Genomic DNA, 23479 nt, shown 5'->3' on the forward strand with positions numbered 1-23479 from the left:
CCACACTCCATTTATACGGTAGTGTGGCCAAATTGCCTCGCTTTTATTTTGTTTTCGTAAATAACCCCAGCCGCTCAATCCGCTGGACTGCTTCCGCAAGACGCTCTTCGTTGGATAACAAAGCCGCTCGCACATAGCCCTCACCTGTGGGGCCAAAGCCATTTCCCGGCGCTACGACGACATGCGCTTTTTCCAAAAGCAGGTCAGAGAACTCCACGGATGTGAAGCCGCTTGGAACAGGAAGCCAAGCAAAAAACGAACCTTGAGATGGTGGCGCCTGCCAGCCAATCCGATGCAGATTGGAGTACAAGGCATTACGGCGGCTTTCGTAGACAGCGACGAGATCGCGGACGCACTGCTGCGAATCCGTCATCGCTTTGGCTGCCGCCATCTGTACCGCTCCGAACAGGCTGACGAAGTAATGGTCCTGAATGAGGTTAATCAGACGAACCAGCTCGCGATTTCCTACCATGGCACCCACACGCCAGCCTGCCATGTTGTACGTTTTGGACAAGGTATAAAATTCTACGCCCACTTCTTTTGCACCCGGAACCTGCATGAAGCTGACCGGCTTTTTCCCGTCATAGCTAATCGCCCCGTAAGCGAAGTCGTGGCAGACGACGATTTCATGTTTTCGGGCAAAACGAATAGTTTCTTCATAAAACTCAAGTGGTGCGTTGACTGCTGTCGGATTGTTCGGATAGTTGAGAAACATCAGTTTCGCTCGATCCAAATCAGCTTGGGAGAGCTGGCTGTAGTCGGGCAAGAAATCATTTTCCGCCTTCAACGGCATCATGGCCATCCGTCCGCCTACGACCGCAACCCCCGACCAATAATCCGGATAGCCTGGGTCTGGAACTAGTGCAACATCGCCTGCGTTCATGAGGACTTGGCAAATCTCTACGAGTCCGGTTTTGCTACCGAACAAAATCGCTACTTCTTCCTCTGGATCGAGGTCCACATCAAATTCTTGCTTATACCAATGAGCCACTGCCTGCTTCAGTTCCACGCGTCCCTGAAAAGGCGGATATTTGTGATGGAGTGGTTGTGCCGCTTGCATCTGTAATTCTTCAATAATGTGCGGCGGTGTCGGCAAATCGGGATTGCCCTGCCCCAGGTTAATGACGTCATGGCCTTGCGCAATGACCTTGTTTACTTTTGCCACCAGGGTCGCAAAAAACTGGGTAGGGAGTCGATCAATCATATCGGAGGGTTGAATGCGCATCTTTGTTCCATTCCTTTCTTGGGCCCAATACAGTAAAACCCCCTTTTTCCATACAGAAAAAGGGGGAGATCAGCTTGGTCACGTCCTTATCTGTCAGGAAAAAATCCTGCTGGAATTGGCACAGCATCTGTCCATCACATGGAACAGATCCGCTGCCGGGCTTCATAGGGCCAGTCCCTCCACCTCTCTGAATAAGTCAAACACACGGAATATACTGTTTTTTCGTCTATATCATACTACTTGAGCACGTAAACCGTGTCAAGATGCTTGGTTCTGTACCGGCATTTGATGCCTTCTTTTCTGAAAAGAGCTGTGGAAGGCAAAGAAGGCGACAGACAACAAACACAAGCCTGCCATCACGAACAATAGTCCCTGCGCGTGAATGGATTGGAAAATGAATGCGCCAAGCAGTGGACCGAGCATCCGCCCAGCCGATCCAGTCCCTGCAATCAGCCCTTGGATAAAGCCTTCTCGTCCCTCAGGCGTAAATTGTGCAGCTACTGCCGGCACCGCTGGCCACACGAGCATTTCGCCCAGCGTCATGATGAACATGCCTGCCACAAAGCCTGCATAAACCGTTGACTGAGACAAAATCAACATCGACAAGGCAAAAATATAAGCGCCCAAGAGCATTTGTGCTTTTAGCGTACGAGCAAAGCGTCGAATGACCCACGCAATCAATGGCTGACCAAACAGGATCAAACCGCCGTTCAGCGTCCACAACAGACTGTATTGACGGAGGGAAATGCCCAGGGTTTGCATATAGGTCGACAGCACCGTCGTCCATTGGACATAGACAATCCAGCTAATTAACAGCCCCCCGCATAATAGCAGCAATGCGCCCCATACCACTTTTGTCTCTTGTTGTGGTTGTCGCAGCACATCACCAGCTACTTGCTCAGGCATGCTTTGTCCAGTCGTCGCGTTTTCGCGTTGTTGTTCCACCATTTTTAGCTGACGCGGCAAAATGAGCATGAACATCGCGAGGACGATCACTTGAGAGATGGCATTACCGAAAAACGTCCAGGCAAACGATACACTTGCCAAGAAGCCGCCCAACGCAGACCCGGCAGCTACCCCCACATTGAGGGAGACATAAATCAGATTGATTCCTTTACGTCCTCCGTCCGGCCATAAAACGACGGCCAATGCATTCATCACAGGAGAAAGTGTCCCGTAAAACAGTCCATTCAACAGAAGCAAGACAACATAAATCGTAAAATCTTGCGTTACACCTAATCCGATCGAAATCAGGATAACACCGATGGAACCTACAATAATAGTGCGCATTTTGCCCCAGCGGTCAAACATCATCCCGCCAACAATACTTCCGATCAAAAATGCGCCTTGATTTAAAAGCAACAAGAAGCCGGCTACAGTCAGCGGCTTTCCGAGATGATTGTGAATATAGATCGTGACTAGCGGCCAAATACACGCCATTCCGGTAGAAAAAATGACGGCAGCAATCGCCAATAAACGAATGCTGCTCGGATAGGATTCCCATTTTTGCCTCATGGCTTACTTCTCTCCCCGATGGAAATCGCCGCTTTTTCCGCCTGTTTTGGATTGCAAACTGGTCGGACCGATTATCATTGCTTTATCCATGGCTTTGCACATGTCATACACCGTCAAAGCCGCTACGCTGACAGCGGTCAACGCCTCCATCTCGACGCCAGTTTTCCCTGTCGTCTTCACGGTTCCTGTAATCGCAAGCGTCGTTTCATCTACAAATGCAAATTGTATGTCGATGCCAGTCAATGGCAGCGGATGACACATCGGGATAATTTCCCACGTCTTTTTGGCAGCCATGACACCTGCTACCTGCGCAACTGCGAGTACATCGCCCTTTTCGATTCGACCTTCGCGGATTCGGGCGAGTGTTTCGGGTTTCATGCTGATTTGGCTCTCGGCTACAGCCACCCGTTTTGTGACGTCCTTCTCGGATACGTCTACCATCCGCGCTCGATTTTGTTCATTAAAATGTGTTAATTGATCTGTCATACTAGAATCGTTCCTCCTCTATCTCCTCCTACCTTACTCCCGCCGCTGGATAAAAGCAATGGGAATGTAGAAGACATTGTTTCGTTATCTTGCTCATCCACTCCTAAAAACGTACGAAGAACAGGTGCTGGAGGTATACTGTGCGTACACAGTTCAAAGGAGGCGTATGGAAATGGAAATGAGGAAGAATCAGACGGTACATTGGTCCATGCTTGTGCATGGTGATTGGACCATTTATCTAGCTGCAACGGCTGCCGGGCTTTGTTATGTCGGCTCGGTCAACCAGCCTTTTGCTGAATTGGAAGCTTGGGTTAAAAAACATCACCCACAAAGTTCGCTGGTGCAAGACGATCTATGGCTAAAGCCTTTTGCAACAGAACTGATGGAGTATTTGCAGGGAACGCGCGAGCATTTTTCCATGGATTGCGACCTGTCTGGAACGCCTTTTCAGCTCGCTGTCTGGGAGGCACTGCGCCAAATCCCATACGGTCAAACGGTATCGTACACCGACATTGCAACCATTATTGAAAAGCCTGCTGCTGTTCGTGCTGTCGGTGCAGCAATCGGTGCCAATCCGGTTCTCATTACAGTACCCTGCCACCGCGTCGTCGGTAAAAACGGTTCACTGACTGGCTATCGTGGAGGACTGCCCATGAAGACAACTCTGCTTGATCTGGAGAAAAAGACAAATCGGGGTGTGAAGCATGGCTAAATCAGTGGCAGAGACGATCACTGCACTTGACTGGCATTCCTTGCAACAGGAGCTAGACAAACAAGGGTATGCAACTTTTCCTTCCTTAATAAGCGCCGATGCGTGCGAAGAATTAATCGCTACGTATGGACAGGATGACCTTTTTCGCAATACGATCCAAATGGCGCGGTACCGTTTCGGTGAAGGGGAGTATCGCTATTATCAAGCTCCCCTTCCCTCGCTTTTGCAGGAGCTTCGCGAAGGCTTTTATCCAATGCTTGCGCAGACTGCGAATCGGTGGCTGGAACTGCTGGGACGCGAAGCTATTTATCCTGCTACCCTCCCTGAATTTTTGGCGCAATGTCACGAGCAGGGTCAGTTGCGCTCTACTCCACTGATTTTGAAATACGAAACAGGTGGCTATAATTGCTTGCATCAGGATATGTACGGCGAGGTGTTCTTCCCGTTTCAAGTGGTTTTTGCCTTGAATCAGAAGGAGAAGGACTACAGGGGCGGAGAATTTCTACTGATGGAGCAACGACTGCGCGCACAGAGCAGGGGATATGTGATAACCTTGGACCAAGGCGCTGGCCTGATTTTCCCGACATCCTACCGTCCAGTGCAGGGAACGCGAGGCTACTATAAAAACACGCTGCGCCACGGTGTCAGTACGATTACCTCAGGAAAGCGCTACAGCCTCGGAATTATTTTTCACGATGCAAAGTGAGGAACGCCCCATATGAAAAGCATCCTTTCCTATAAAATGCCGAAAACCCTCCTTAATAAAGGAAGCGGATTTCTTGCTGATTACACTCACTCGCTCAATCCCTATACGGGCTGTTCTTTCGCCTGCTCTTATTGCTATGTTCGGCAAATGCCTGTCTCTTTGTTTCGCAACGAGCAATGGGGCACGTGGGTTGACATTAAGCAGCAAGCTGCCGATTTATTGCGCAAGGAGCTTTTGCGGGCAAAGAAAAAAGGAAAGGTAACCATCTTCATGTCTTCGAGTACAGACCCGTACCAGCCCATCGAACAAACGGAAAAAGTAACGAGGTCTTTACTCGAAGTCATGGTAGAGAATCCACCCGATTTTTTGCTGGTGCAGACGAGAAGTCCCTTGGTTTGGCGGGATGCAGATTTGTTGCTCCTGCTGGGTGATCGCGTCCGCGTCAGCATGACCGTCGAGACCGATTTGGAGGTAATTCGCCGGTACTTTAGCCCGCAAGCTCCCCCCATTCAAGCGCGGCTCAAAACACTCCAGCGCTTGGCGGAAGCAGGCATCCCTACACAAGCAACGATTGCCCCTGTTTTGCCGAGCAGTGAGTCATTCCCGGAGATTTTGCGCCCCTTGGTCACCCGTGTCTGTGTCGATGACTTTTATATGGGAGATGGCAGCGGCGGTAAACGAACGAAAAGAAACGGCATTCCCGCTCTCTATGAACAGCTGGGACTGGAACAATGGTATGATCCTACCGCCTATCGGATCGTCTATGATCGGCTATTACGTGTTTTTCCGCCGGATCAGATTTATTTGAGTCAGGAAGGCTTCGCCCCTTAGAATCTACTGTCGATTGTAACACCCCATTCATTGGCAACTTTGATCGGTTTATGATATCGTCTAGCCTAGAGAGTAGTATCATCCAGGGAAATGAGGAATTGTCTTGACCATTACAATCTTGTTATTTGCCGGACTCGCCGAACGTGCGAATGCCCGGGAAGTACAGTTGACCTTATCTGAAGGCGCGACCGTTAGCGACCTTCTGCAAGCAGTGGAAAAAGAATATCCTGCGCTCTCTGCGCTTTTGGGCAGTTGCTTTGTTTCTATCAACCACGAATATGCAACGAAAAATCAGATCATTTCAGCCGATGACGAGATTGCCCTCTTACCTCCAGTAAGCGGCGGAGAAGAAGACCCGCGCTTTGCCATTACCGAGGAGCCTATTTCTGCGGACAAGCTCGTTCGATTGGTGAGCAACCCGCATGCGGGCGCAATTCTTACTTTTGTCGGAACTGTTCGGGAATTTACCCATGGGCAGCGCACCGTGTATTTGTCCTATGAAGCGTATGCCCCTATGGCTGTTGAAAAAATGAAGCAGGTGGCAGCTGAGATCGAGGAACGCTGGCCGGGAGCCCAAGTCGCGATGCACCATCGTATCGGTCATTTGACTGTGGAAGAGATTGCGGTTGTTTGTGCCGTGGCAACAGCGCATCGTAATGAATCATTTGAAGCAGGCCGTTATGCCATCGAGCGACTCAAGCAGATCGTTCCTATTTGGAAAAAAGAAATGTGGGAAGATGGAAGCGAATGGAAGGGCCATCAGCAAGGACCATGGAATCCTCTTGCGATGCCAGAAGGAAAGGTGGAGTAACGCCTTGGATACTCGCTATTCCCGTCAAATATTGTTTCATCCAATCGGGCGCAGTGGACAGGAAAAGCTCGGGCAAAGCCGTGTTGCGATCGTCGGCATGGGAGCGCTCGGAACGGTTCTCTCCAATCATATGGTCCGTGCTGGGGTAGGTTTTGTCCGCATCATTGACCGCGACTTCGTCGAGCCGAGCAACCTACAGCGTCAAATGCTCTACGACGAATCCGATGCAGCCGAGCATTTGCCAAAAGCAATTGCAGCCCACGCCAAGCTGACAAAGATCAATGCAGCTGTTACGATCGAACCGATTGTCGCAGACCTCACCGCTTACAATGCGGAGGAATTGCTGGCAGACGTCGATCTTGTTCTGGATGCGACAGATAATTTTCAGGTGAGATACCTCGTAAACGATGTTTGCGTCAAACATGGCATTCCGTGGGTGTACGGTGGCGCTGTGAGTGCGACCGGAACCTTTACCGCGATTCGTCCGGGGGTCACGCCTTGCTTGCGCTGTCTTTTCCCTGAAGCGCCAAACCCGGGTGAGATGCCTACCTGTGACACGGCTGGCGTCATCGGACCTATCATTCACATCGTCGCCTCCTATCAGGCAACAGAAGCATTCAAGCTGTTAGTAGACGCAATCGATGAACTCAATCCGAATTTGGAGCACTTTGAGATTTGGCATAATCGCCATCAGCAAATCAAGGTGGTCAATGCCCGCCGAGACGATTGTCCGACATGCGGGCAGAAGCAATTTTCGTTTTTACAGCCGGATACCCAAGATGGACAAGCCGTTTCGCTTTGTGGTCGAGACACCGTACAAATCTCGCCCGCCGCTGCAATGACACTTGATCTGAACGCATTGGCAGCAAGACTTTCCCCTTTGGGACAAATTGAGCAGAACAAGTTTTTGCTGCGTTTCCGTGTCGATACGTACACGCTCGTCATTTTCCCAGATGGTCGCGTCCTCGTGCAAGGCACAGATGACGTCAGCCTGGCACGTTCGCTCCATGCCAAGTATATCGGCGCGTAACTGGTTTACCCGTAATGAAAATAAGCTGTCCCAGACCGTCACTCGGACGAAGGGGCAGCTTTTTTACGCCGTTTGAACAAATGTAATCGTAAACGTGGTACCTTTCCCTACTTCACTATCCACGACGATCGTCGCATGATGCAAATCCATTATTTTTTTCACAATCGCCAGCCCCAGACCACTGCCCGAATTGGCTCGATTCCGCGATGGGTCCGCCTTGAAAAATCTTTCGAAAATGCGCTCCTGATTTTCCTTGGAAATCCCGATTCCTGTGTCGGTTATTTTCACGAGTACTTCTCCGTTTACCTTCTCCAGCTTTACGCTGATTTTCCCGCCTGCCCCTGTGAATTTGATGCTGTTCCCAAGCAAGTTGGTCCAGACTTGACTCAGCATATCCTCGTCTGCCACGATTTCGACTTTTTCCAAGTCTATGTCCAGTTCAATCTCTTTCGCCACCCATTGGGGCTCGCATGCAAGGATAAGTGCGCGTAGTTGCGTGTCCAACCGATATCGCTTCCGCTCCAAATCATGCTGGATGCCCTCTAGTGCAGTGAGCTTAAGCAGGTTGTCGCTGATCTTGGACAGTCGCTTGCTTTCCGACTCGATAATCTCCAAGTAGCGTTTACGCTCTTCTTGGCTAAGTCTTTCATTATGCAGGGCGCGAGCAAACCCGCTGATGGACGTCAAAGGCGATTGGATTTCGTGGGAAACATTGGAGATGAACTCCTGCCGCAGCTTCTCCATTTCATTTAATTGTTCCGCCACATGGTTGATGCCGTCCACCAACTCCCCCCATTCATGGGCCAGCTTGATATCCAGATTGACCCGAAAATCCCCCATGGCAATCCGTCTAAGCGCATCAATCAATGGTTGAAACCTGCCCCGATGCCTTGACATGGTGAAGAAAGAAATAATTATTCCTACCCCAATAAACAGGATGCAGTTCAAAACGGATTGGACCAACGTTTTTACAAGATTATTGGGATGATAGCCCGTATAGCTATAAAAGAGAGTCGTAATCCCGTATGCACCTAGGCCGCACAAGGCAAAAACAACACATAAGCCCACCACACTGACGATTTTTTTCAGCAAAACATAGGAATGTTCTGGACTTCTCTTTTTCATACGACGATCTCCAAACGATAACCAAGTCCTCGGACCGTCCGGATCAAAAAGCCGTACATCGCTTCCGGAAAACGTTCCCGCAACCGGTTGATGTGCACGTCTACCGTACGCTCATTCCCCTCAAAATCATAGCCCCATATTTGTTCGATCAGCTGCTCGCGGGAAATGGTCTGCCCGGGATAGCTGGCCAGTTTGAACAACAGCTCGAACTCCTTTAGTGGGATCGTCCAGGTTTTCGTGCCACTAGTGACTGCAAATGTTTTACGATCAAGTAACAGTTGACCTGCTTGAACCTGATGCGAAGCGGCAATCCGGTAGCGCTTGAGCAGCGCTTTTACCCGGACGACCAGCTCCTGCGGATCAAACGGCTTCACCAAATAATCATCTGTCCCCAGCTCAAAGCCTTTGATTTTTTGTGATGTCTCTCCCTTGGCAGTCAGCATGAGCAAGGGAAAATCATAATACTCACGAAGCTTTCGACACAGCTCCCAGCCGTCCATGTTCGGCATCATGATGTCAAGAATCACCAGTTGTGCGGCAACTGATTCCAATTTGTCCAATGCCTCCTGTCCGTCAACGGCTTCCACTATCGTAAAGCCTTCATTGCGCAAGAAGACGCTGACGAGCTCGCGAATATGCGGATCGTCGTCAACTACCATAATCGTGGTCACGTTCTACACCCTCTCTTTTACGAGCAATTGCTGACTAGCCAATTCCCGGTACATCTCATGAGTTTGAAAAAGCTCTTCATGTGTACCCATACCTGTGATTTTTCCCTTTTCCAAAAAGATGATTTGGTCTGCCTCCACCACGGTAGACAAGCGATGGGCAATCACGAGGGTGGTGCGTCCCTTCATCAAATTTTGCAACGCCTTCTGGACGATCATCTCGGAATTACTGTCCAAGCTAGAGGTCGCTTCATCCAGCATCAAGATTTGCGGGTCCCGAAGCAGTGCACGGGCAATGCCGATTCGTTGGCGTTGTCCACCCGATAGCTTCATGCCTCGCTCCCCTACTTCTGTCTCATAGCCATTCGGCAATTCCTCAATAAATTGATCCGCATAGGCCATCTTTGCCGCTTCCTTCAACTCCTCGTCGGTAATCGTCCGTGAAATCCCGTAGCAAATATTCTCTCGGATGGTTCCGGCGATCAATGGACTTTCCTGGGAAACGTAGCCGATTTGACTTCTCCATGACTTCAAGGAAAAATCCGTGATGGGATCATTGCCTAGCCTGATTTCTCCAGTCAGTGGCTGGTAATATCTTTCAACCAGGGAAAACAACGTCGTCTTGCCGCTGCCGCTCGGTCCGACAATCGCATTTACTTTTCCGGCCCCAATCGTAAAGCTGACATCATCGAGAATGGTTTCCCCGTTCTCATACGCGAAGCTCACATGGCTCAAATGGATGGGCAGTCCTGCGTTTTCAAGCGTCCGTCCTGTCAGAAGATCTTCCTCTTCAGCGTTCAGTGTCGAGATGATTCTTTCGGTTGCCCCCATGGCTTTTTGTAACGAGGTGAAAAACTGTGTGAATTGCCCCAGTGGGATGACAATTTGCACCAGATACAAAATAAATGCGACCAGCTCACCAGCTGTCAATGCTCCCATGGACACGCGCATGCCACCATAGCCGATCACAACCACGAGCAGCACCATCAGGATAAAGGACATTAGCGGTCCAATGACGGCTTGGACTTTTCCTTCTCTCAGCCCGAATCGGAACAAATTCCCGATTGCCTTTGTTCCCATTCCCAACTCGTGGGTTTCGGCATTGGAAGATTTGACGAGCCGCATTTCTTGGAGCACTTGATTCATAATGGTTGTAAAGCTGGCGGTTTCATCTTGCAATCCTTTTGAAATTTTGTACATCTGACTGCCAAGCGGCATGAGAATCCCGATGCACAGCGGCACAGCAACGAGCATGGTTAACGTCATTTGCCAATCGAGGTAGAGCAAGGTCACCACAGAACCAACAATCGTGATCAATCCTGTGAAAAAGCTGGACAGGTGCTCCGTAATCAGGCTTTTCACAACGCCGGTATCGTTTGTCATTCGACTGATCGTATCACCAGTCCGGTTGTTATCATAATAAGAGATCGGCAGGACGAGCAGTTTTTTCCATAGTCGTTCACGGAGTGAGGCCACCACACTCTCGCCGACATGATTTAATAAGTAGATGGACAGTCCTCCTGCAATGGCTTGTGCGACAAAGGCAACGATCATTAGAATGATTTGTGGTGTTGTGATCGTAGACAGGGAAAAGCTGTCCACCAAATCCTTCGTAAACAACGGTATCACTAAGCTAACTAGTGTAGTTGCGATGCTCATGAACAACGCGACACCGATTTTCAGCTTGGATGGCTTTGTGTCCCTAATTAATCGAAAGAAAGGTCGCCAGTTTCCCCATTTCGCTACGCTGTTGGTTTGTTCCATTCGTTCATTTCTCCCCTTTTTCCTCCACTCATTTTCACTTGCAAGTGATAAGATACTGCATGAATGTAAACGAAATATAAACGGGATAATAATTCAAGTGCGTGCAATTTTCTTCTTTCTAAGTAAGAAGACGTTTCTGATCCAATTTTCTTTACCTATGATTTTTGTATATAAATGATGAATTTGGGGTAGAAGCCGGGAAACAAATCGTATATAATAGGTTCGTAATGAAGAAACGAAACAACGTTTCACCAGATGAAACTCCAAGTTATTATAGGGAGGTTGTATACATTGGCTAACAAAGATGCTTACAAAGTAAAGTCTTCCCTGCAAGTAGGCGACAAGTCTTTTGCTTACTATCGCCTGCAAGGGTTGGAAGAACAAGGATTGGGCGATGTTTCCAAACTGCCGTTCTCCATTAAAGTTCTGCTCGAGGCTGCTGTTCGTCAGTTCGACGGCCGCGCGATCACCAAAGAACACGTACAACAATTGGCGACCTGGACAAAAGGCCGCGACGAAAACCAAGAAGTACCTCTCATGCCAGCTCGTATCGTTCTGCAAGACTTCACCGGTGTACCGGCTGTAGTTGACTTGGCAGCGATGCGCATCGCGATGAAGCGCGCTGGTGGAGATCCAAAACGAATCAACCCGTTGGTTCCAGTTGACCTCGTTATCGACCACTCCGTCATGGTTGACGATTTCGGTAACGCGTCCGCTCTGGACAACAACATGAAATTGGAATTCGAACGCAACCAAGAGCGCTACCGCTTCCTGCGTTGGGCACAAACTGCGTTTGACAACTTCCGTGCGGTTCCTCCAGCTACTGGTATCGTTCACCAAGTAAACTTGGAGTACCTCGCAACTGTAATCGCTACTCGCGAAGTAGATGGCGAATTGGTTGCTTTCCCTGACTCTCTCGTAGGTACTGACTCCCACACCACTATGATCAACGGTCTTGGTGTTCTTGGATGGGGTGTTGGTGGTATCGAGGCAGAAGCAGGAATGCTCGGACAACCTCTGTATTTCGTAACGCCAGAAGTAGTTGGTTTCAAACTGACTGGTACCCTGAGTGCTGGTGCGACTGCAACCGACCTCGCTCTGACTGTTACGCAAATGCTGCGTAAAAAAGGCGTTGTAGGTAAATTCGTGGAGTTCTACGGACCAGGCCTGTCCAACATCTCGCTGGCTGACCGCGCTACCGTAGCGAACATGGCACCTGAGTACGGCGCTACTATGGGCTTTTTCCCAGTAGATGCTGAGACACTCAACTACATGCGTCAAACCGGTCGTGAAGAAGACCTGATCTCCTTGGTTGAAACTTACACCAAAGCACAAGGCCTCTTCCGTACTGACGAGACTGTTGACCCAGTATTCTCCGAAACATTGGAACTGGATCTGTCCACTGTCGTACCTAGCTTGGCTGGTCCAAAACGTCCTCAAGACCGCGTAGAACTGACTGCTATGAAGGAATCCTTCAATAACAGCCTCGTGACGCCGATCGACAAAGGCGGATTTGGTCTCTCCGAAGAGAAAATCGCAGCTAGCGCACCTGTTGCTTATCCAAACGGTGAAACAGCTACGCTGAAAACTGGTTCGGTTGTTATCGCAGCGATCACTTCCTGTACCAATACATCAAATCCTAGCGTAATGCTGGGTGCAGGTATCCTGGCGAAAAAAGCTGTGGAAAAAGGCCTGAAAAAGCCTCCTTTCGTAAAAAGCTCCCTGGCTCCAGGTTCTCGCGTAGTTACCCAATACCTGAAAGACGCTGGTCTGATCGATTCTCTGGATGCTATCGGATTCAACGTCGTAGGTTATGGTTGCACCACTTGCATCGGTAACTCCGGTCCATTGCCAGAGGAAACCAGCAAAGCTATCGCTGACGAAGATCTGACAGTTGCAGCGGTACTCTCCGGTAACCGTAACTTCGAAGGCCGTATCCATGCACAGGTAAAAGCGAACTACCTCGCTTCTCCTCCATTGGTTATCGCCTATGCACTCGCAGGTACTGTAAATATCGACCTGACTACAGAGCCAATCGGCACTGGCAAAGACGGTCAACCTGTATTCTTGAAAGACATCTGGCCAACTCCACAAGAGATCGCAGCTGCTATGGACAAAGCTATGAATCCGGCTCTGTTCCGCGCTGAGTACGGCCAAGTGTTCACACAAAACGAAGCTTGGAACAAAATCGACGTTCCAACTGGCGACCTGTATGAGTGGGATGAAAAATCCACGTACATCCAAGAACCGCCATTCTTCCAAAACCTGGCTGGAGAAATCGCTAAAATTGCAGACATCAAAGCAGCGAACACCATCGCACTCTTCGGTGATTCTGTGACAACTGACCATATCTCCCCAGCTGGTAACATCTCGCCAACTAGCCCAGCAGGTCTGTATCTGCAAGCAAACGGCGTAGAGCGCAAAGACTTCAACTCCTACGGTGCTCGTCGTGGTAGCCACGATGTCATGATGCGCGGTACATTTGCGAACATCCGTATCCGCAACCAAGTAGCTCCTGGAACTGAGGGCGGCGTAACGAAATACTTGCCAACTGACGAAGTAATGTCCATCTACGATGCTTCCATGAAGTATCAAGCAGACGGTACTCCACTCGTTGTACTGGCTGGTAAAGAGTACGGTACTGGTTCTTCCCGTGACTGGGCAGCAAAAGGTACATTCCTCTTGGGTATCAAAGCGGTTATCGCTGAGAGCTTCGAGCGTATCCACCGTGCTAACCTGGTTGGTATGGGCGTTCTGCCTCTGCAATTCGCTGATGGCCAAAGCTGGAAGTCCCTCGGCATCGACGGTACTGAGTCCTTCAGCATTGTGGGTCTCTCCGATGATGTTCAACCTGGCCAACGCGTAAAAGTAGAAGCAACGAAGAAAGACGGCAGCACTTTCGAATTCGAAGTAATCGTGCGCCTCGATTCCATGGTAGACGTAGACTACTACCGCAATGGTGGTATCCTGCAAACGGTTCTGCGTCAGTTGCTGGATGAAGGCAAACCAGTAAACGCGTAAGCAAACGAATAAAAAATAAGTTCGTATCAGCACCCACCCAATGAAAAGGGCAGGCTCCGAGTATCTCGGCAGTCTGCCCTTTTTACGTTCCCAGTCAGAACATGGTTGTCGTTAAACAGGCCTCTCTACACTTGGTCTGTTTTTTGTTTTCACTTCCTGATAGTGATAGGCCACGCCTAAGAAGAAGAAACGGTGAATACGCATGGAAGAGGGAATTGTTTCCCACAAAAAGGGAGGGATTTTCGTGATGAAACAGTTGTTTCGCGAAACCTGGATCGAGGTCAATCTCGATGCCATTAAGAAAAACATTCGGGCCATACGCCGGCATATTCCTGAACAGACGAAAATCATTGCAGTTGTAAAAGCGAATGCCTATGGCCATGGTTCTGTTGGAGTAGCCCGCCATGCCCTCGAGTACGGGGCTACTTCTCTCGCTGTCGCCATCCTGGAAGAAGGCATCGTCTTGCGAAAGGCGGGCATTGTAGCACCTATTCTCGTGCTGGGATTCACTCCTCTTTCACGTGTCAAAGAGGCGGTCGCCTGGAATATTGAGCTGTCTGCGTTTCAGGCCGATTGGATCAAAAAAGCCGATAAAATTGTCAAAGCAACCACTTTCTCCAATCGTTTGAACATCCATATCAATGTAGACACTGGCATGGGACGTCTCGGCGTACGGACAAAATCTGCGTTGCTTTCAGTCGTGAAGGCGTTAACTTCAAGCTCTTCCCTTGCATGGACCGGAATCTTCACTCATTTTTCCACTGCGGATGAACCTGACCACACATTAACCAAAGCGCAACACGAGTTATTTGTTGATTATCTTCGTTACCTGAAGGAAAAAGGCTTCGAGCTTCCGACCGTACACATGTGCAACACCGCCGCCACTATTGCTTTTCCCGAATATAGCGCCGATATGATCCGCCTCGGAATCGGCATGTACGGGCTGTATCCATCCGCTTATATCCGCCAACTCCATCGTGTGAAGCTCGTTCCGGCACTCAGCTTGAAATCGCGCTTCTCCTATGTGAAGACAATGCTGACGCCACCTTATACCATCAGTTATGGGGCTACATACATAGCAAAGCACGGAGAGGTCATCGGGACGGTTCCAATCGGTTATGCCGACGGATATTCGCGCGCACTCTCTAACCGGGGATTTGTTCTGTATCGAGGCAGAAGGTTGCCAATCGCAGGGCGAGTGACGATGGATCAGATGATGGTCAGCTTGGGAGAAGGCAGTGGAAAGCAAGGCGATGAAGTCGTGATTTATGGCAAGCAAGGAAACCTCGAGATTACTGTCGATGAGATTGCTGAAATGCTCGGAACGATCAATTATGAAGTCGTTGCCACCCTCAGTAATCGCATCCCTCGTTTGTTTTTGGAAAAAGGGGTGATTGTAGAGATCTCTCATCTGTTGCCGGAAGGGTAAATGAGGCAGACTTGGAGAATAATTTTTCCCCGAAAACGAAAAATAGGGAAAACCAAATTCGCATAAAAGGAATGGAAACATGAAGCCGCGATTCACATACGCCACCCTTCTCCTGTTGGTGCTGAGTCTGACTGTGATCAGCTGCAAGCCAGACTCAGCTTCCCAAATCCGTCAGCATAGCCTTAAGGCTCAACCCACGGCTGAGAAAAACGAATCACAAAAGCCTGTCCTGCTCATTCTCATTGATTCGTTAATGGACAAACCACTGCAAGAAGCAATCCGGCAAGGCCGCGCTCCAGCTTTGGGCTATTTGCTTGCAAACGGGCGCTATTACCCGCAAGTTGTGAGCTCATTCCCCACCATGTCGGTGGCGATCGACAGCACCCTTCTTACAGGGACGTATGCCAATCAGCATCATGTACCGGGATTATCCTGGTTCAGCAACAAGGAAAAGCGGATGATTTATTACGGGTATGGTCCCAAAGAAGGGCTAAAGATCGATCAGCCACAAGTGCTGTTAGATATCCTTCATCAATTAAACCTGGTCCAGCTCAATCCGCATACGAAAACCATCCATGAAGAATTGGCGGAAAAAGGCAAGGATACCGCTTCCATCAATGCGATTCTATGGCGAGGCAAAACGCCCCACACCTTACAAATCCCCCGTCTCATTGATTTCGGCACACGTTTGCCAAGTGAACTGAATGTGACCGGACCAAAATTGATGTCGTATGCAGCATTTGCCCAGCTTGATCCGAATCAAAAGCGTGAAAAGCGCATTTGGCGAAAATACGGGATGAACGATGAGTTTTCCGCGCAGGAGGCTGCCTATCTCATCGCCAACAAAAAGCTTCCCCCTCTTACCATCACCTACTTGCCGGAAAATGATATGGAAGTACATAAGAAGGGACCCGCTACGATCGAAGGGATTGAAAAAGCGGATAAAGCGCTTCAGACCGTACTCGATGCATTTGGCTCGTGGGACAAAGCAATCAAAGAAGCGCGGTGGATCGTCATGGGAGACAGTGGACAGACCCCTGTTCTGAATGATCGCAAGACCGCTACCATTGACTTGCGCAGCTTATTGACCGACTATCGTATAGCCAAAATCAGTCAGCCTGTCACCCCTACTGATCAAGTCGTGATTTCGACCAACGAACGGATGGCTTATATTTACGCCTTGGACTCACGTATTCCGTTATCGGATATCGTAAAACGCTTGCAGCGTGAAGCTAAGCTGGACATCATTGCGCGTAAGGAAGATCAAAAGATTGTCGTAACAGCAGGCCAGATCAATCAACAGTTTTCTTACCAGCCAAACGGTCCCTATATTGATCCATATGGTCAAACATGGACCTTCGATGGCGATCCGCGTCTGCTGGATATGACCATCAAGAACAACCGGATGACATACGGGAAATACCCGGACGTTCTAGCGAGGCTCTATGGCGCAATGAATTCGCATGAAGGCAGATATGTGGTCGTTACTGTTCAGCCTGGGCATGAGCTCATTACCGAAAGCTCTCCCACCCATATCGGCGGAGCGGCACACGGTTCCTTGCACGAGATCGACTCACTCGTTCCCCTGCTGGTAACCGGGACAACCACGAAACCCAAAACTTTGCGTATCGTCGACTTGAAAGATTGGCTGCTGCGCCTGACAACCGAGTGAGTAAGGCAGTTTTTTAGAGAAAGGGCGGGTTTCGGAAAATCTGCCCTCTACTCTTTTTATTCCGTCGTTTTATTACTTCCCCTTATCTTGATCCTGCATCGGAATCATCCTTTTCTCTTACATCCGGCAAGAAACAGACCTGCGAGGCTATGGGGAAGAAAAACGCTGGGCGCATGCTACCGCTCATGCTGCAGACGCTCTCGATGACCTGACTCAATGCAGTGAACTGGATCAGACTGACCTGTCTGGAATCGTGATGAACTCTCAATGGATGATTTGGATGGATGGGTTCGGAGTTTTGCGAATCGTTTGGATAGTAGCTATTCAATCGAATCGTATAAGTGGATTGCAGCGACCTTGCTTCCTCTAAGTTCACAGCGAGCATAGTCACCGAAAATCAAAACGAATACATGTTCTCCCCCATTTTAGGCACCCTACTGATGAGGAGGGATGATGCATGGATCAACGAAACTTTGAACAAATTTATGAAACGTACAAAAATGCCGGAGAACAACAGGCGATCCAGGAAAATGAAGACAACAGCCCACTGACGAATACGGGAAAAGAGCAAATCGTCGCCGTCAGGAAAAATGACGATGGAGACTTGATCGCCTTTAAAACAGACACAGGCCGCGAGCTCGACTATATCACCGCACTCAACGACGCAAAGGCTGGCAAGCTGGCTCATGTAGACGTATTTCACAAGTATGGGAGAGACATTCTGCGGAGTGAGCCAGACGGAATCAAGGAAAACAATTTGGATAATCTGCCTGACTTTTGACGGCAAAAAGGTCGCCCACAGCAGAATCGGGGCGACCTTTTTTTGTATCGACGCGCATTGGATTAGTGGATAAACTTACCGCTACTCAATTCTTTTGTGGCTGCCGGTCTCTTCTGTTATTGTGCAGGAGTAGGAACTGCTGGCTCGTTCTCACCGCCCAAACGCCGGCGTGCCGTCTCCCTTTTTCCCACTGCCGGTAGATGCTCTCCTGCCTTGGCCAATCCCCAGACAGGCATATTTCCGTAAAGACATTCGTATTTTCCCGCATCGACCAAATACGTCTCGTGAAAAATCCCAACCGTTCCATCCATTCCTACCGCTTGGTTGAACTTCTTCCACGCGCTCAGATGATTGTGGCTTTTTCTCGCGTAATTTTCCAGGTGCTCATAGGATCGCCAGTACTGGATTTGGGTGATTTCACGGAGATTAAAATGCGAAGTGTGCCCCAAAAGTCCGAGCTCAGGATGCTGATACAACTCTCGCATCATGCCACCCATGGCGTTGGCTACTGGCATCCACTTATGAACCGCAAGCATACGGTTGATTCGCATCCCGATGATAAATACGACGAAAGATCCTTCCATTTGTGCTGTAAAACGCCCCGGAACTACTTTTGCCATCCGACTCCCCTACCTTATCAATGATTTGAGGTGCAGCTCATAACACGCCATATAATCAGACACATGAAACAAATGTGCCGTCAGATAGGCTCCGTAAAATATCGAGAATAACAGAATAACGGCTTCCCTCTCCGGCAGGTGAAGGGCGAGTTGACCATCCTCGGCTGCTTCTTGTACGCACTTTTGCAACATTTGATGCAGATCAGTTGCTCTAATGGCTTCTCTCTCCTCTTCCTCGGGGAAGCGCAAGTACAATTCTGCATCAGATAAAAGCGGGACACACGGGTGCATTTTTTGCTCGGCTAAAAAGCTGATAAGGCTAAGCATGACCCCAGGCTGCTTCTCGCTATCACGCGTAACCTTGGCAAAAATATGCCGAACAGCTTCCCAACCTCTCTTGTCAGTACTCCGCAACTCAACAAAGCACTCTGCCTGCCATATGCTCATGTAATAAATCAAGAGCTCTTCTTTTTGCGGGAAAAATTTAAAGAATGTAACCTTCGACACCTCTGCTCGTTCGCAAATGTCATCCACAAGTACATTGCGGAAGCTCCCGTCTCCTATCAGCTCCAAGGCAGCGTCCAGAAGGGCGAATTTGGTTTTTGCTTTCTTTTTCTCACGTAGTGATAATGCTTCTGCCATCTTGTACTCCTTTTTCCATATTTCCATTTTCGTTTATCATAGTACATAAATTAACTTAAGTAAAGTTTTTATTCGAGTAACAAAAAACCAGCACCTCCATGGCGGTGTGCTGGCTTCTTCGTTACTTCATCATTTTCCCCATCCGATAGGCTGCTTCCATGATGTAAGGAGCATATTGGCTCATTTTTTCAGGAGTCAGGCGGTTGGAAGGACCCGACGCCGCTATTGACGCTACCAATTGTCCGTTGCGGTTGAATATCGGGACGGCTACGGCTGCTGTCCCCAGCTCCCGTTCCTCTACGCTAGTTGCGAAGCCTTGCTTCCTGATTTGATCCAATTGCTCAATGAAAGACTCCTTGTTCACATAGTCAGGCCAATTCGGATCGCTGATGACTTCCTGCAAAATGAAAGGCTCTGCGTAAGCAACGAGTACCTTGCTGGATGCCCCCACCGCAAGTGGCATACGCGCTCCGATTGGCGCCACCCTGCGAATCGGCTGCTTGCTTTGGACTGCCTGTACGCGTATCCGCTCGTTTCCATCCCGCACGTACAAACTAATCGTTTCCTCCACCAAATCCCGCAATCGCTCCATCTCCGGCAGCAGCAAAGTCGCTGGATCATCGTTTTGCGACAAATTGGCGGATAACTCCCAAACGCGAAACCCAAGTCGATACTTCTCCGTCTGGACATCTCGTATCAGAAACCCTTTGTTCTCCAGCGTTGCCAGCAAACGATGCACGGTACTTTTATGCAAGGAGAGTCGACTCGCTATCTCGCTCAGGCCCAGATCCGTTGCGTCCGTAAAACAGAGCAGGATATCCAAAGCCCGATCGACTGCTCGAACGTTTGCTTTTTGTTCTTCTTCCATAAGTGTTTGACACCTGCTTCCTACTTTGTTCCGATCGTTTCATCTGATGAAACGAATATGCTACTTTTCAGTATACGAAAAAATAAAGCATAGTAAAGAGCGAATCCAAAGGCTCCCCTACCTATTTTCTATTTATGAGGTCATTCCCACAGACGCGGAAACCAGATAGGACATACACTGACAGCAAAATAGCAACGTTTCCATTCTCGATTGGGGGAATGACCTTCTTGGGCAAAAAGAGCAAATCAAAACTGACCAAGCATAACCTGCTCCGAGCAAGTTCTGCGCTTGGCTCGGCCTTACCCCGGACAGCTCGTTTTTCTAAACAGTCTTTGCATGCATTTCTGGATCAATACAAAAAGGTGATCGTCAAACCAGCAACAGGAAGTGGTGGTGCTGGCGTCATGCTCATCACACGGAAAGCCAAGGGCCGTTACCGCGTCCAACGTGGACCTGCACACTACACGTTGCGTGGCAAGTTGGAGACTTACAGGTATTTGCGCAGAAAAATAACGACCTCTTATCTGATTCAGCGCGGTATCTCACTGGCACGCGTCAATGGTGCCTTGTTCGATGTAAGAGTGATGGTCCAAAAAAGATCAGGCTCTCCCTGGGCCGTTACCGGAATCCTTGCAAAAGTAGCAGGCAGAGGCTATATCATCACCAATGTCAAAAGAAGCAAGGGACGGGTGCTGCCGATCCGTTCAGCCATTCAACACTCATCGATTCGCGGTGCTTCTACCTCCACGATCATTGCTCGCCTGCGAAGAATCGCCATCCTCGCTGCGAAACGATTGGCACGCTATTACACGAGCCAGAAGGTCTTCGGACTGGATATGGGGATTGACGCAAGTGGCCGCGTGTGGATTATTGAAGCCAATCTCCACCCCGACATTACCCTGTTTCTGAAGCTTGCCGACAAATCAATGTACAACAGAATATGTGCTTATCGAAGGCATGTATAAGAAAAAGGGGAGCCGTTCTGACGCGGCCCCCCTTTTTATGTGTGTGATTGTCCTTTTAAAAATCAAAATGATCCGGGTCTGGCCCAAAACGCTTATTTTCATTTAGGGCAGTGATTTTTTCTACATCCTCTGCACTGAGGGAGAAGTCAAAAACATCTGCGTTCTGGCGAATCCGCTCAGGTGTGATCGACTTCGGAATCGTTACCACTTGGTTTTCCAAATCCCAGCGAAGCACAATTTGTGCAGGAGACTTGCCATATTTTTGTCCCAATTCCACCAAGAGAGGATGATCGAGATTTCCTTGCATCAACGGGCTCCATGCCTCTAGTTGAATGTGATGCTCTTTGCAATACGCATGCAATTCTTTTTGGGTAAGCAATGGATGATACTCGACTTGGTTGATAACCGGAATGATCTCGCTATGTTGACGCAAATCCTCGAGGTGGTGGCTATGAAAATTACTGATGCCAATCGCACGTACATATCCATCGCGGTACAGCTTTTCCAAGGCCCTCCATGTATCGACATACTTGTCTTTTACGGGCCAGTGAATCAGGTACAAATCCAGCGTATCGGTACCCAATTTTTTCATACTTTCATCAAAAGCCTTCAGCGTTGACTCGTAGCCTTGATCCGCATTCCATACCTTGGTCGTAATGAACAATTGATCGCGATCAATCCCGGCTTGACGGATACCTTCGCCTACGCCTGCTTCGTTGCCATAGATAGCTGCCGTGTCTATACTGCGATAACCCGCTTCAATCGCGGATCGGACGGCCAACGTTTCGTTTCCGTCTTTTGCCTTCCAGACACCCAGACCCAGCCAGGGCATCTTCACCCCGTTGTTCAAAACGGAATGATCTGTGATATGTGTTGCCATTGGATCTCCTCCCGTCTTACGCTGATATGTACTTACATTAAGAAAGTGTAGCATAAATACAAAATGAAGCAAACCTTGCTACTCTTGCGAATCTGGATACACTTCATCCTCTGTCCCAGCTACCAGCGGTTTGATCGCCCACCATCTGATCCTTGCCCGATCTGTCTGAACAGGTCCCTTCACCTGGACGCCGATCCGAAACGTTCCTTTCTGCGGATAAACGATAACCCCCACGGCAAAATGCGCTGCATCTGTCGCATACTCCGAATCATCAAAAACACTGCTATGCCCGTACATCACTTGCTCATGCTGGGAAAGCAACTCATCGATCACATCTGCATGAAAATCCTCGATTCCTGCACTGACATACACGTTACCTTTTCCGAGAGAATGCTTGAGCTCCTCAGAAAAATAACGATTGCCAATCTTGACTCCAAACGGCCAGTTGGAGGAGTATGGCTCAATCGGTATTTCTACCACGCCAGTTGCTACTTGTTCACTAGTCTTTCCTGGTCGGGGCAGTCCAAGCTCAAACTGGTAGACAGACGCCAGATGATCGTAGCTAACATCGAACTGCGGCTTATCGCCTGCCGCGATTTCTTTCACACGCGTGGTCACCCGGAAGGAATCCCCAGGGGACCCTTGCTCGACTGGCTTTCCCTTCTGTACACGCAAAGCAAGCTTTTGCAAAAGCGCTGGCGTATACACGTACTCCCCAAACGGAACAGGAAGGACCTTCTCAATGACATAGGTCGCATTCATTTGCAGCAAGCATACTTTTGCCAAATAAAGAAAAGGCTGTTCGTTTGCCTGTGTCACATGATCTAGCTTGCGATTGTAGTAATCGGACACAAGCCGCTCTACCAGATCGTCTGGCGTGATTTCAATTTTCCCTACAGAGACGAGATCGGTATGCATCAAGCGATCGCCGAGTCGAACCTCTGCCTTGCCACCCAGCACTGTCAGCTCCACCGTACCGCGATCCCAGCCAGCCTTGATCGGAATGGAGATGACGTAATCCGTCTCTTTCGCGTCAACAGGCTCTAAGAAGGATACGCTACCGTCGCTGCTTTCCAAGACTGTCAGCCCTAGCGCATTCAGCTTGTAGTGGAATTGCACGCGTGAGGTTTGTACCGTCTTCTCGATGTGCAACTGCAAGGTAAATACTTCACCCGGATTGACGTATCGCGGAGTTGCCTGCCAAATGCGCACCTGTTGATCTGCATAGAGGAGCATTCTTTGCTCTACCAGTTGCACCCCTTCGATGGAAGCGGGATGTGGTGCTTCCTCTTTAATAAAAAGCCGGTATCCTTCTGCCACCCGGTTGTATTCAGCCATTTCCTGCTCGACGGTTTCGGAGACGGAGAAGACCTGTTCTTTGCCTTTTTCATCATAGGCCAAGCAGACGTACACATTTTTCGCGTAATCGTTGTTGCTAAAGCCTTCCATCATGGACAGCTTCAGCTTCACAGGCTCAGGGAGCACGATTTCCCTCCCGAGATAATCGAGAGCGACTCCAGCTTCGACCGAAATCTGCTTTTCGTCCACAGCGATCACCTGCAAACCGCATACCACTCCACCCCCGTGAAGCAACCGATTGGTGAGTCGACGCTTGTCATTGAAATAGCGCTGTTCTGTTTCGAAATCTCTGACGGTCAACAGCTTCCCTTTGAAATACACATTCCGTTCATGTGGAAAATAACGCAGATTCTTCATCTCGAACACCCC

Annotated in this window: 22 protein-coding genes and 1 riboswitch; of the genes, 11 read left to right on the forward strand and 11 right to left on the reverse strand. The window is 49.3% G+C overall.

What is annotated here, in order from left to right; translation table 11 throughout:
* Positions 1 to 43 precede the first annotated feature (43 nt).
* From FO446_RS20395 to moaC, 3 genes are all read right to left on the reverse strand, one after another.
* A complete protein-coding gene (locus FO446_RS20395; protein ID WP_232773838.1) occupies positions 44 to 1225 on the reverse strand; it encodes a pyridoxal phosphate-dependent aminotransferase in 1182 nt (393 codons plus the stop codon).
* Positions 1226 to 1308: 83 nt separating this feature from the next.
* Positions 1309 to 1423: riboswitch (SAM riboswitch) on the reverse strand.
* A gap of 60 nt (positions 1424 to 1483) precedes the next feature.
* Positions 1484 to 2740 (reverse strand): MFS transporter, encoded by a 1257-nt coding sequence (locus tag FO446_RS20400; RefSeq protein WP_173610991.1) that lies wholly within the window; start codon positions 2738 to 2740, stop codon positions 1484 to 1486.
* A 3-nt stretch (positions 2741 to 2743) separates the two neighbouring features.
* Positions 2744 to 3226, reverse strand: a complete 483-nt coding sequence (gene moaC / locus FO446_RS20405) for a cyclic pyranopterin monophosphate synthase MoaC (protein ID WP_173610990.1) — start codon at positions 3224 to 3226, stop codon at positions 2744 to 2746.
* A 172-nt stretch (positions 3227 to 3398) separates the two neighbouring features.
* Between moaC and FO446_RS20410 the strand changes: the two genes are divergently transcribed.
* From FO446_RS20410 to FO446_RS20430, 5 genes are all read left to right on the forward strand, one after another.
* Complete coding sequence (locus FO446_RS20410; protein WP_173610989.1) at positions 3399 to 3938, forward strand: methylated-DNA--[protein]-cysteine S-methyltransferase; 540 nt, start codon at positions 3399 to 3401, stop codon at positions 3936 to 3938.
* The gene (locus FO446_RS20415) at positions 3931 to 4644 is read left to right on the forward strand and encodes a 2OG-Fe(II) oxygenase (RefSeq protein ID WP_173610988.1); all 714 of its coding nucleotides are present in this window, start codon (positions 3931 to 3933) and stop codon (positions 4642 to 4644) included. The genes FO446_RS20410 and FO446_RS20415 overlap by 8 nt, the downstream gene beginning before the upstream one ends.
* Before the next feature lie 12 nt (positions 4645 to 4656).
* Positions 4657 to 5475 (forward strand): SPL family radical SAM protein, encoded by an 819-nt coding sequence (locus FO446_RS20420; RefSeq protein ID WP_173610987.1) that lies wholly within the window; start codon positions 4657 to 4659, stop codon positions 5473 to 5475.
* Positions 5476 to 5578: 103 nt separating this feature from the next.
* Entirely contained in the window at positions 5579 to 6286 is a 708-nt protein-coding gene (gene moaD / locus FO446_RS20425; protein WP_173610986.1) for a molybdopterin converting factor subunit 1, read from the forward strand.
* Between the two features lie 4 nt (positions 6287 to 6290).
* The gene (locus tag FO446_RS20430; protein ID WP_237898931.1) at positions 6291 to 7316 is read left to right on the forward strand and encodes a ThiF family adenylyltransferase; all 1026 of its coding nucleotides are present in this window, start codon (positions 6291 to 6293) and stop codon (positions 7314 to 7316) included.
* Between the two features lie 63 nt (positions 7317 to 7379).
* Here FO446_RS20430 and FO446_RS20435 read toward each other — a convergent pair whose 3' ends face one another.
* Genes FO446_RS20435 through FO446_RS20445 form a run of 3 tightly spaced genes read right to left on the reverse strand, consistent with a single transcriptional unit; the run spans position 7380 to position 10873 of the window.
* Positions 7380 to 8441, reverse strand: a complete 1062-nt coding sequence (locus FO446_RS20435) for a sensor histidine kinase (protein WP_237898933.1) — start codon at positions 8439 to 8441, stop codon at positions 7380 to 7382.
* Positions 8438 to 9100, reverse strand: coding sequence for a response regulator transcription factor (locus FO446_RS20440; RefSeq protein ID WP_217367230.1), 663 nt, complete (start codon positions 9098 to 9100; stop codon positions 8438 to 8440). The genes FO446_RS20435 and FO446_RS20440 overlap by 4 nt, the downstream gene beginning before the upstream one ends.
* A gap of 15 nt (positions 9101 to 9115) precedes the next feature.
* Positions 9116 to 10873 carry an ABC transporter ATP-binding protein gene (locus FO446_RS20445; protein WP_173610982.1) on the reverse strand — a complete coding sequence of 586 codons (1758 nt, stop codon included), beginning with the start codon at positions 10871 to 10873 and terminating at the stop codon, positions 9116 to 9118.
* A 291-nt stretch (positions 10874 to 11164) separates the two neighbouring features.
* Here FO446_RS20445 and acnA point away from each other — a divergent pair, with 291 nt between their 5' ends.
* The 5 genes from acnA to FO446_RS20470 all read left to right on the forward strand — a co-directional run bounded on the left by acnA (position 11165) and on the right by FO446_RS20470 (position 17776).
* Complete coding sequence (gene acnA / locus FO446_RS20450; protein ID WP_173610981.1) at positions 11165 to 13894, forward strand: aconitate hydratase AcnA; 2730 nt, start codon at positions 11165 to 11167, stop codon at positions 13892 to 13894.
* Between the two features lie 247 nt (positions 13895 to 14141).
* Positions 14142 to 15323 carry an alanine racemase gene (gene alr, locus FO446_RS20455; RefSeq protein WP_237901077.1) on the forward strand — a complete coding sequence of 394 codons (1182 nt, stop codon included), beginning with the start codon at positions 14142 to 14144 and terminating at the stop codon, positions 15321 to 15323.
* Between the two features lie 79 nt (positions 15324 to 15402).
* Positions 15403 to 16995, forward strand: a complete 1593-nt coding sequence (locus FO446_RS20460) for an alkaline phosphatase family protein (RefSeq protein WP_232773833.1) — start codon at positions 15403 to 15405, stop codon at positions 16993 to 16995.
* Positions 16996 to 17134: 139 nt separating this feature from the next.
* Positions 17135 to 17365, forward strand: coding sequence for a DUF2785 domain-containing protein (locus FO446_RS20465; protein WP_237901078.1), 231 nt, complete (start codon positions 17135 to 17137; stop codon positions 17363 to 17365).
* An 87-nt stretch (positions 17366 to 17452) separates the two neighbouring features.
* Complete coding sequence (locus FO446_RS20470; protein WP_173610979.1) at positions 17453 to 17776, forward strand: DUF3892 domain-containing protein; 324 nt, start codon at positions 17453 to 17455, stop codon at positions 17774 to 17776.
* Positions 17777 to 17892: 116 nt separating this feature from the next.
* Here the strand turns inward: FO446_RS20470 and FO446_RS20475 are convergent, their stop codons facing one another.
* The 3 genes from FO446_RS20475 to FO446_RS20485 form a co-directional block, all read right to left on the reverse strand.
* Positions 17893 to 18396 carry a DUF4188 domain-containing protein gene (locus FO446_RS20475; RefSeq protein WP_221868149.1) on the reverse strand — a complete coding sequence of 168 codons (504 nt, stop codon included), beginning with the start codon at positions 18394 to 18396 and terminating at the stop codon, positions 17893 to 17895.
* A 9-nt stretch (positions 18397 to 18405) separates the two neighbouring features.
* Entirely contained in the window at positions 18406 to 19038 is a 633-nt protein-coding gene (locus FO446_RS20480; protein ID WP_173610977.1) for a TetR/AcrR family transcriptional regulator, read from the reverse strand.
* 121 nt (positions 19039 to 19159) lie between these two features.
* Complete coding sequence (locus FO446_RS20485; protein ID WP_047071855.1) at positions 19160 to 19906, reverse strand: IclR family transcriptional regulator; 747 nt, start codon at positions 19904 to 19906, stop codon at positions 19160 to 19162.
* A 218-nt stretch (positions 19907 to 20124) separates the two neighbouring features.
* Here FO446_RS20485 and FO446_RS20490 point away from each other — a divergent pair, with 218 nt between their 5' ends.
* On the forward strand, positions 20125 to 20871 hold the full coding sequence (locus tag FO446_RS20490) for a YheC/YheD family protein (RefSeq protein ID WP_229088109.1): 747 nt from the start codon (positions 20125 to 20127) through the stop codon (positions 20869 to 20871).
* 55 nt (positions 20872 to 20926) lie between these two features.
* On the opposite strand, the gene FO446_RS20495 is transcribed toward FO446_RS20490, so the two are convergent.
* Together FO446_RS20495 and FO446_RS20500 are read right to left on the reverse strand one after the other, a co-directional pair.
* Positions 20927 to 21751 (reverse strand): aldo/keto reductase, encoded by an 825-nt coding sequence (locus FO446_RS20495; RefSeq protein ID WP_237898935.1) that lies wholly within the window; start codon positions 21749 to 21751, stop codon positions 20927 to 20929.
* A gap of 78 nt (positions 21752 to 21829) precedes the next feature.
* Positions 21830 to 23467: a hypothetical protein gene (locus FO446_RS20500; protein ID WP_221868147.1), complete on the reverse strand. Its 1638-nt coding sequence runs from the start codon at positions 23465 to 23467 to the stop codon at positions 21830 to 21832.
* Positions 23468 to 23479 lie beyond the last annotated feature (12 nt).

It is taken from the genome of Brevibacillus brevis (assembly GCF_022026395.1).
GTDB lineage: Bacteria > Bacillota > Bacilli > Brevibacillales > Brevibacillaceae > Brevibacillus.

Coding starts and splice junctions, on each gene's coding strand:
- FO446_RS20460 (WP_232773833.1), top strand. CDS start 15,403: ATGAAGCCGCGATTCACATACGCCACCCTTCTCCTGTTGGTGCTGAGT.
- FO446_RS20490 (WP_229088109.1), top strand. CDS start 20,125: ATGACCTTCTTGGGCAAAAAGAGCAAATCAAAACTGACCAAGCATAAC.
- FO446_RS20495 (WP_237898935.1), bottom strand. CDS start 21,751: ATGGCAACACATATCACAGATCATTCCGTTTTGAACAACGGGGTGAAG.
- FO446_RS20400 (WP_173610991.1), bottom strand. CDS start 2,740: ATGAGGCAAAAATGGGAATCCTATCCGAGCAGCATTCGTTTATTGGCG.
- FO446_RS20440 (WP_217367230.1), bottom strand. CDS start 9,100: ATGGTAGTTGACGACGATCCGCATATTCGCGAGCTCGTCAGCGTCTTC.
- FO446_RS20410 (WP_173610989.1), top strand. CDS start 3,399: ATGGAAATGAGGAAGAATCAGACGGTACATTGGTCCATGCTTGTGCAT.
- FO446_RS20480 (WP_173610977.1), bottom strand. CDS start 19,038: ATGGCAGAAGCATTATCACTACGTGAGAAAAAGAAAGCAAAAACCAAA.
- alr (WP_237901077.1), top strand. CDS start 14,142: ATGAAACAGTTGTTTCGCGAAACCTGGATCGAGGTCAATCTCGATGCC.
- FO446_RS20475 (WP_221868149.1), bottom strand. CDS start 18,396: ATGGCAAAAGTAGTTCCGGGGCGTTTTACAGCACAAATGGAAGGATCT.
- FO446_RS20485 (WP_047071855.1), bottom strand. CDS start 19,906: ATGGAAGAAGAACAAAAAGCAAACGTTCGAGCAGTCGATCGGGCTTTG.
- moaC (WP_173610990.1), bottom strand. CDS start 3,226: ATGACAGATCAATTAACACATTTTAATGAACAAAATCGAGCGCGGATG.
- FO446_RS20420 (WP_173610987.1), top strand. CDS start 4,657: ATGAAAAGCATCCTTTCCTATAAAATGCCGAAAACCCTCCTTAATAAA.
- FO446_RS20500 (WP_221868147.1), bottom strand. CDS start 23,467: ATGAAGAATCTGCGTTATTTTCCACATGAACGGAATGTGTATTTCAAA.
- FO446_RS20415 (WP_173610988.1), top strand. CDS start 3,931: ATGGCTAAATCAGTGGCAGAGACGATCACTGCACTTGACTGGCATTCC.
- FO446_RS20470 (WP_173610979.1), top strand. CDS start 17,453: ATGGATCAACGAAACTTTGAACAAATTTATGAAACGTACAAAAATGCC.
- FO446_RS20435 (WP_237898933.1), bottom strand. CDS start 8,441: ATGAAAAAGAGAAGTCCAGAACATTCCTATGTTTTGCTGAAAAAAATC.
- FO446_RS20445 (WP_173610982.1), bottom strand. CDS start 10,873: ATGGAACAAACCAACAGCGTAGCGAAATGGGGAAACTGGCGACCTTTC.
- FO446_RS20395 (WP_232773838.1), bottom strand. CDS start 1,225: ATGCGCATTCAACCCTCCGATATGATTGATCGACTCCCTACCCAGTTT.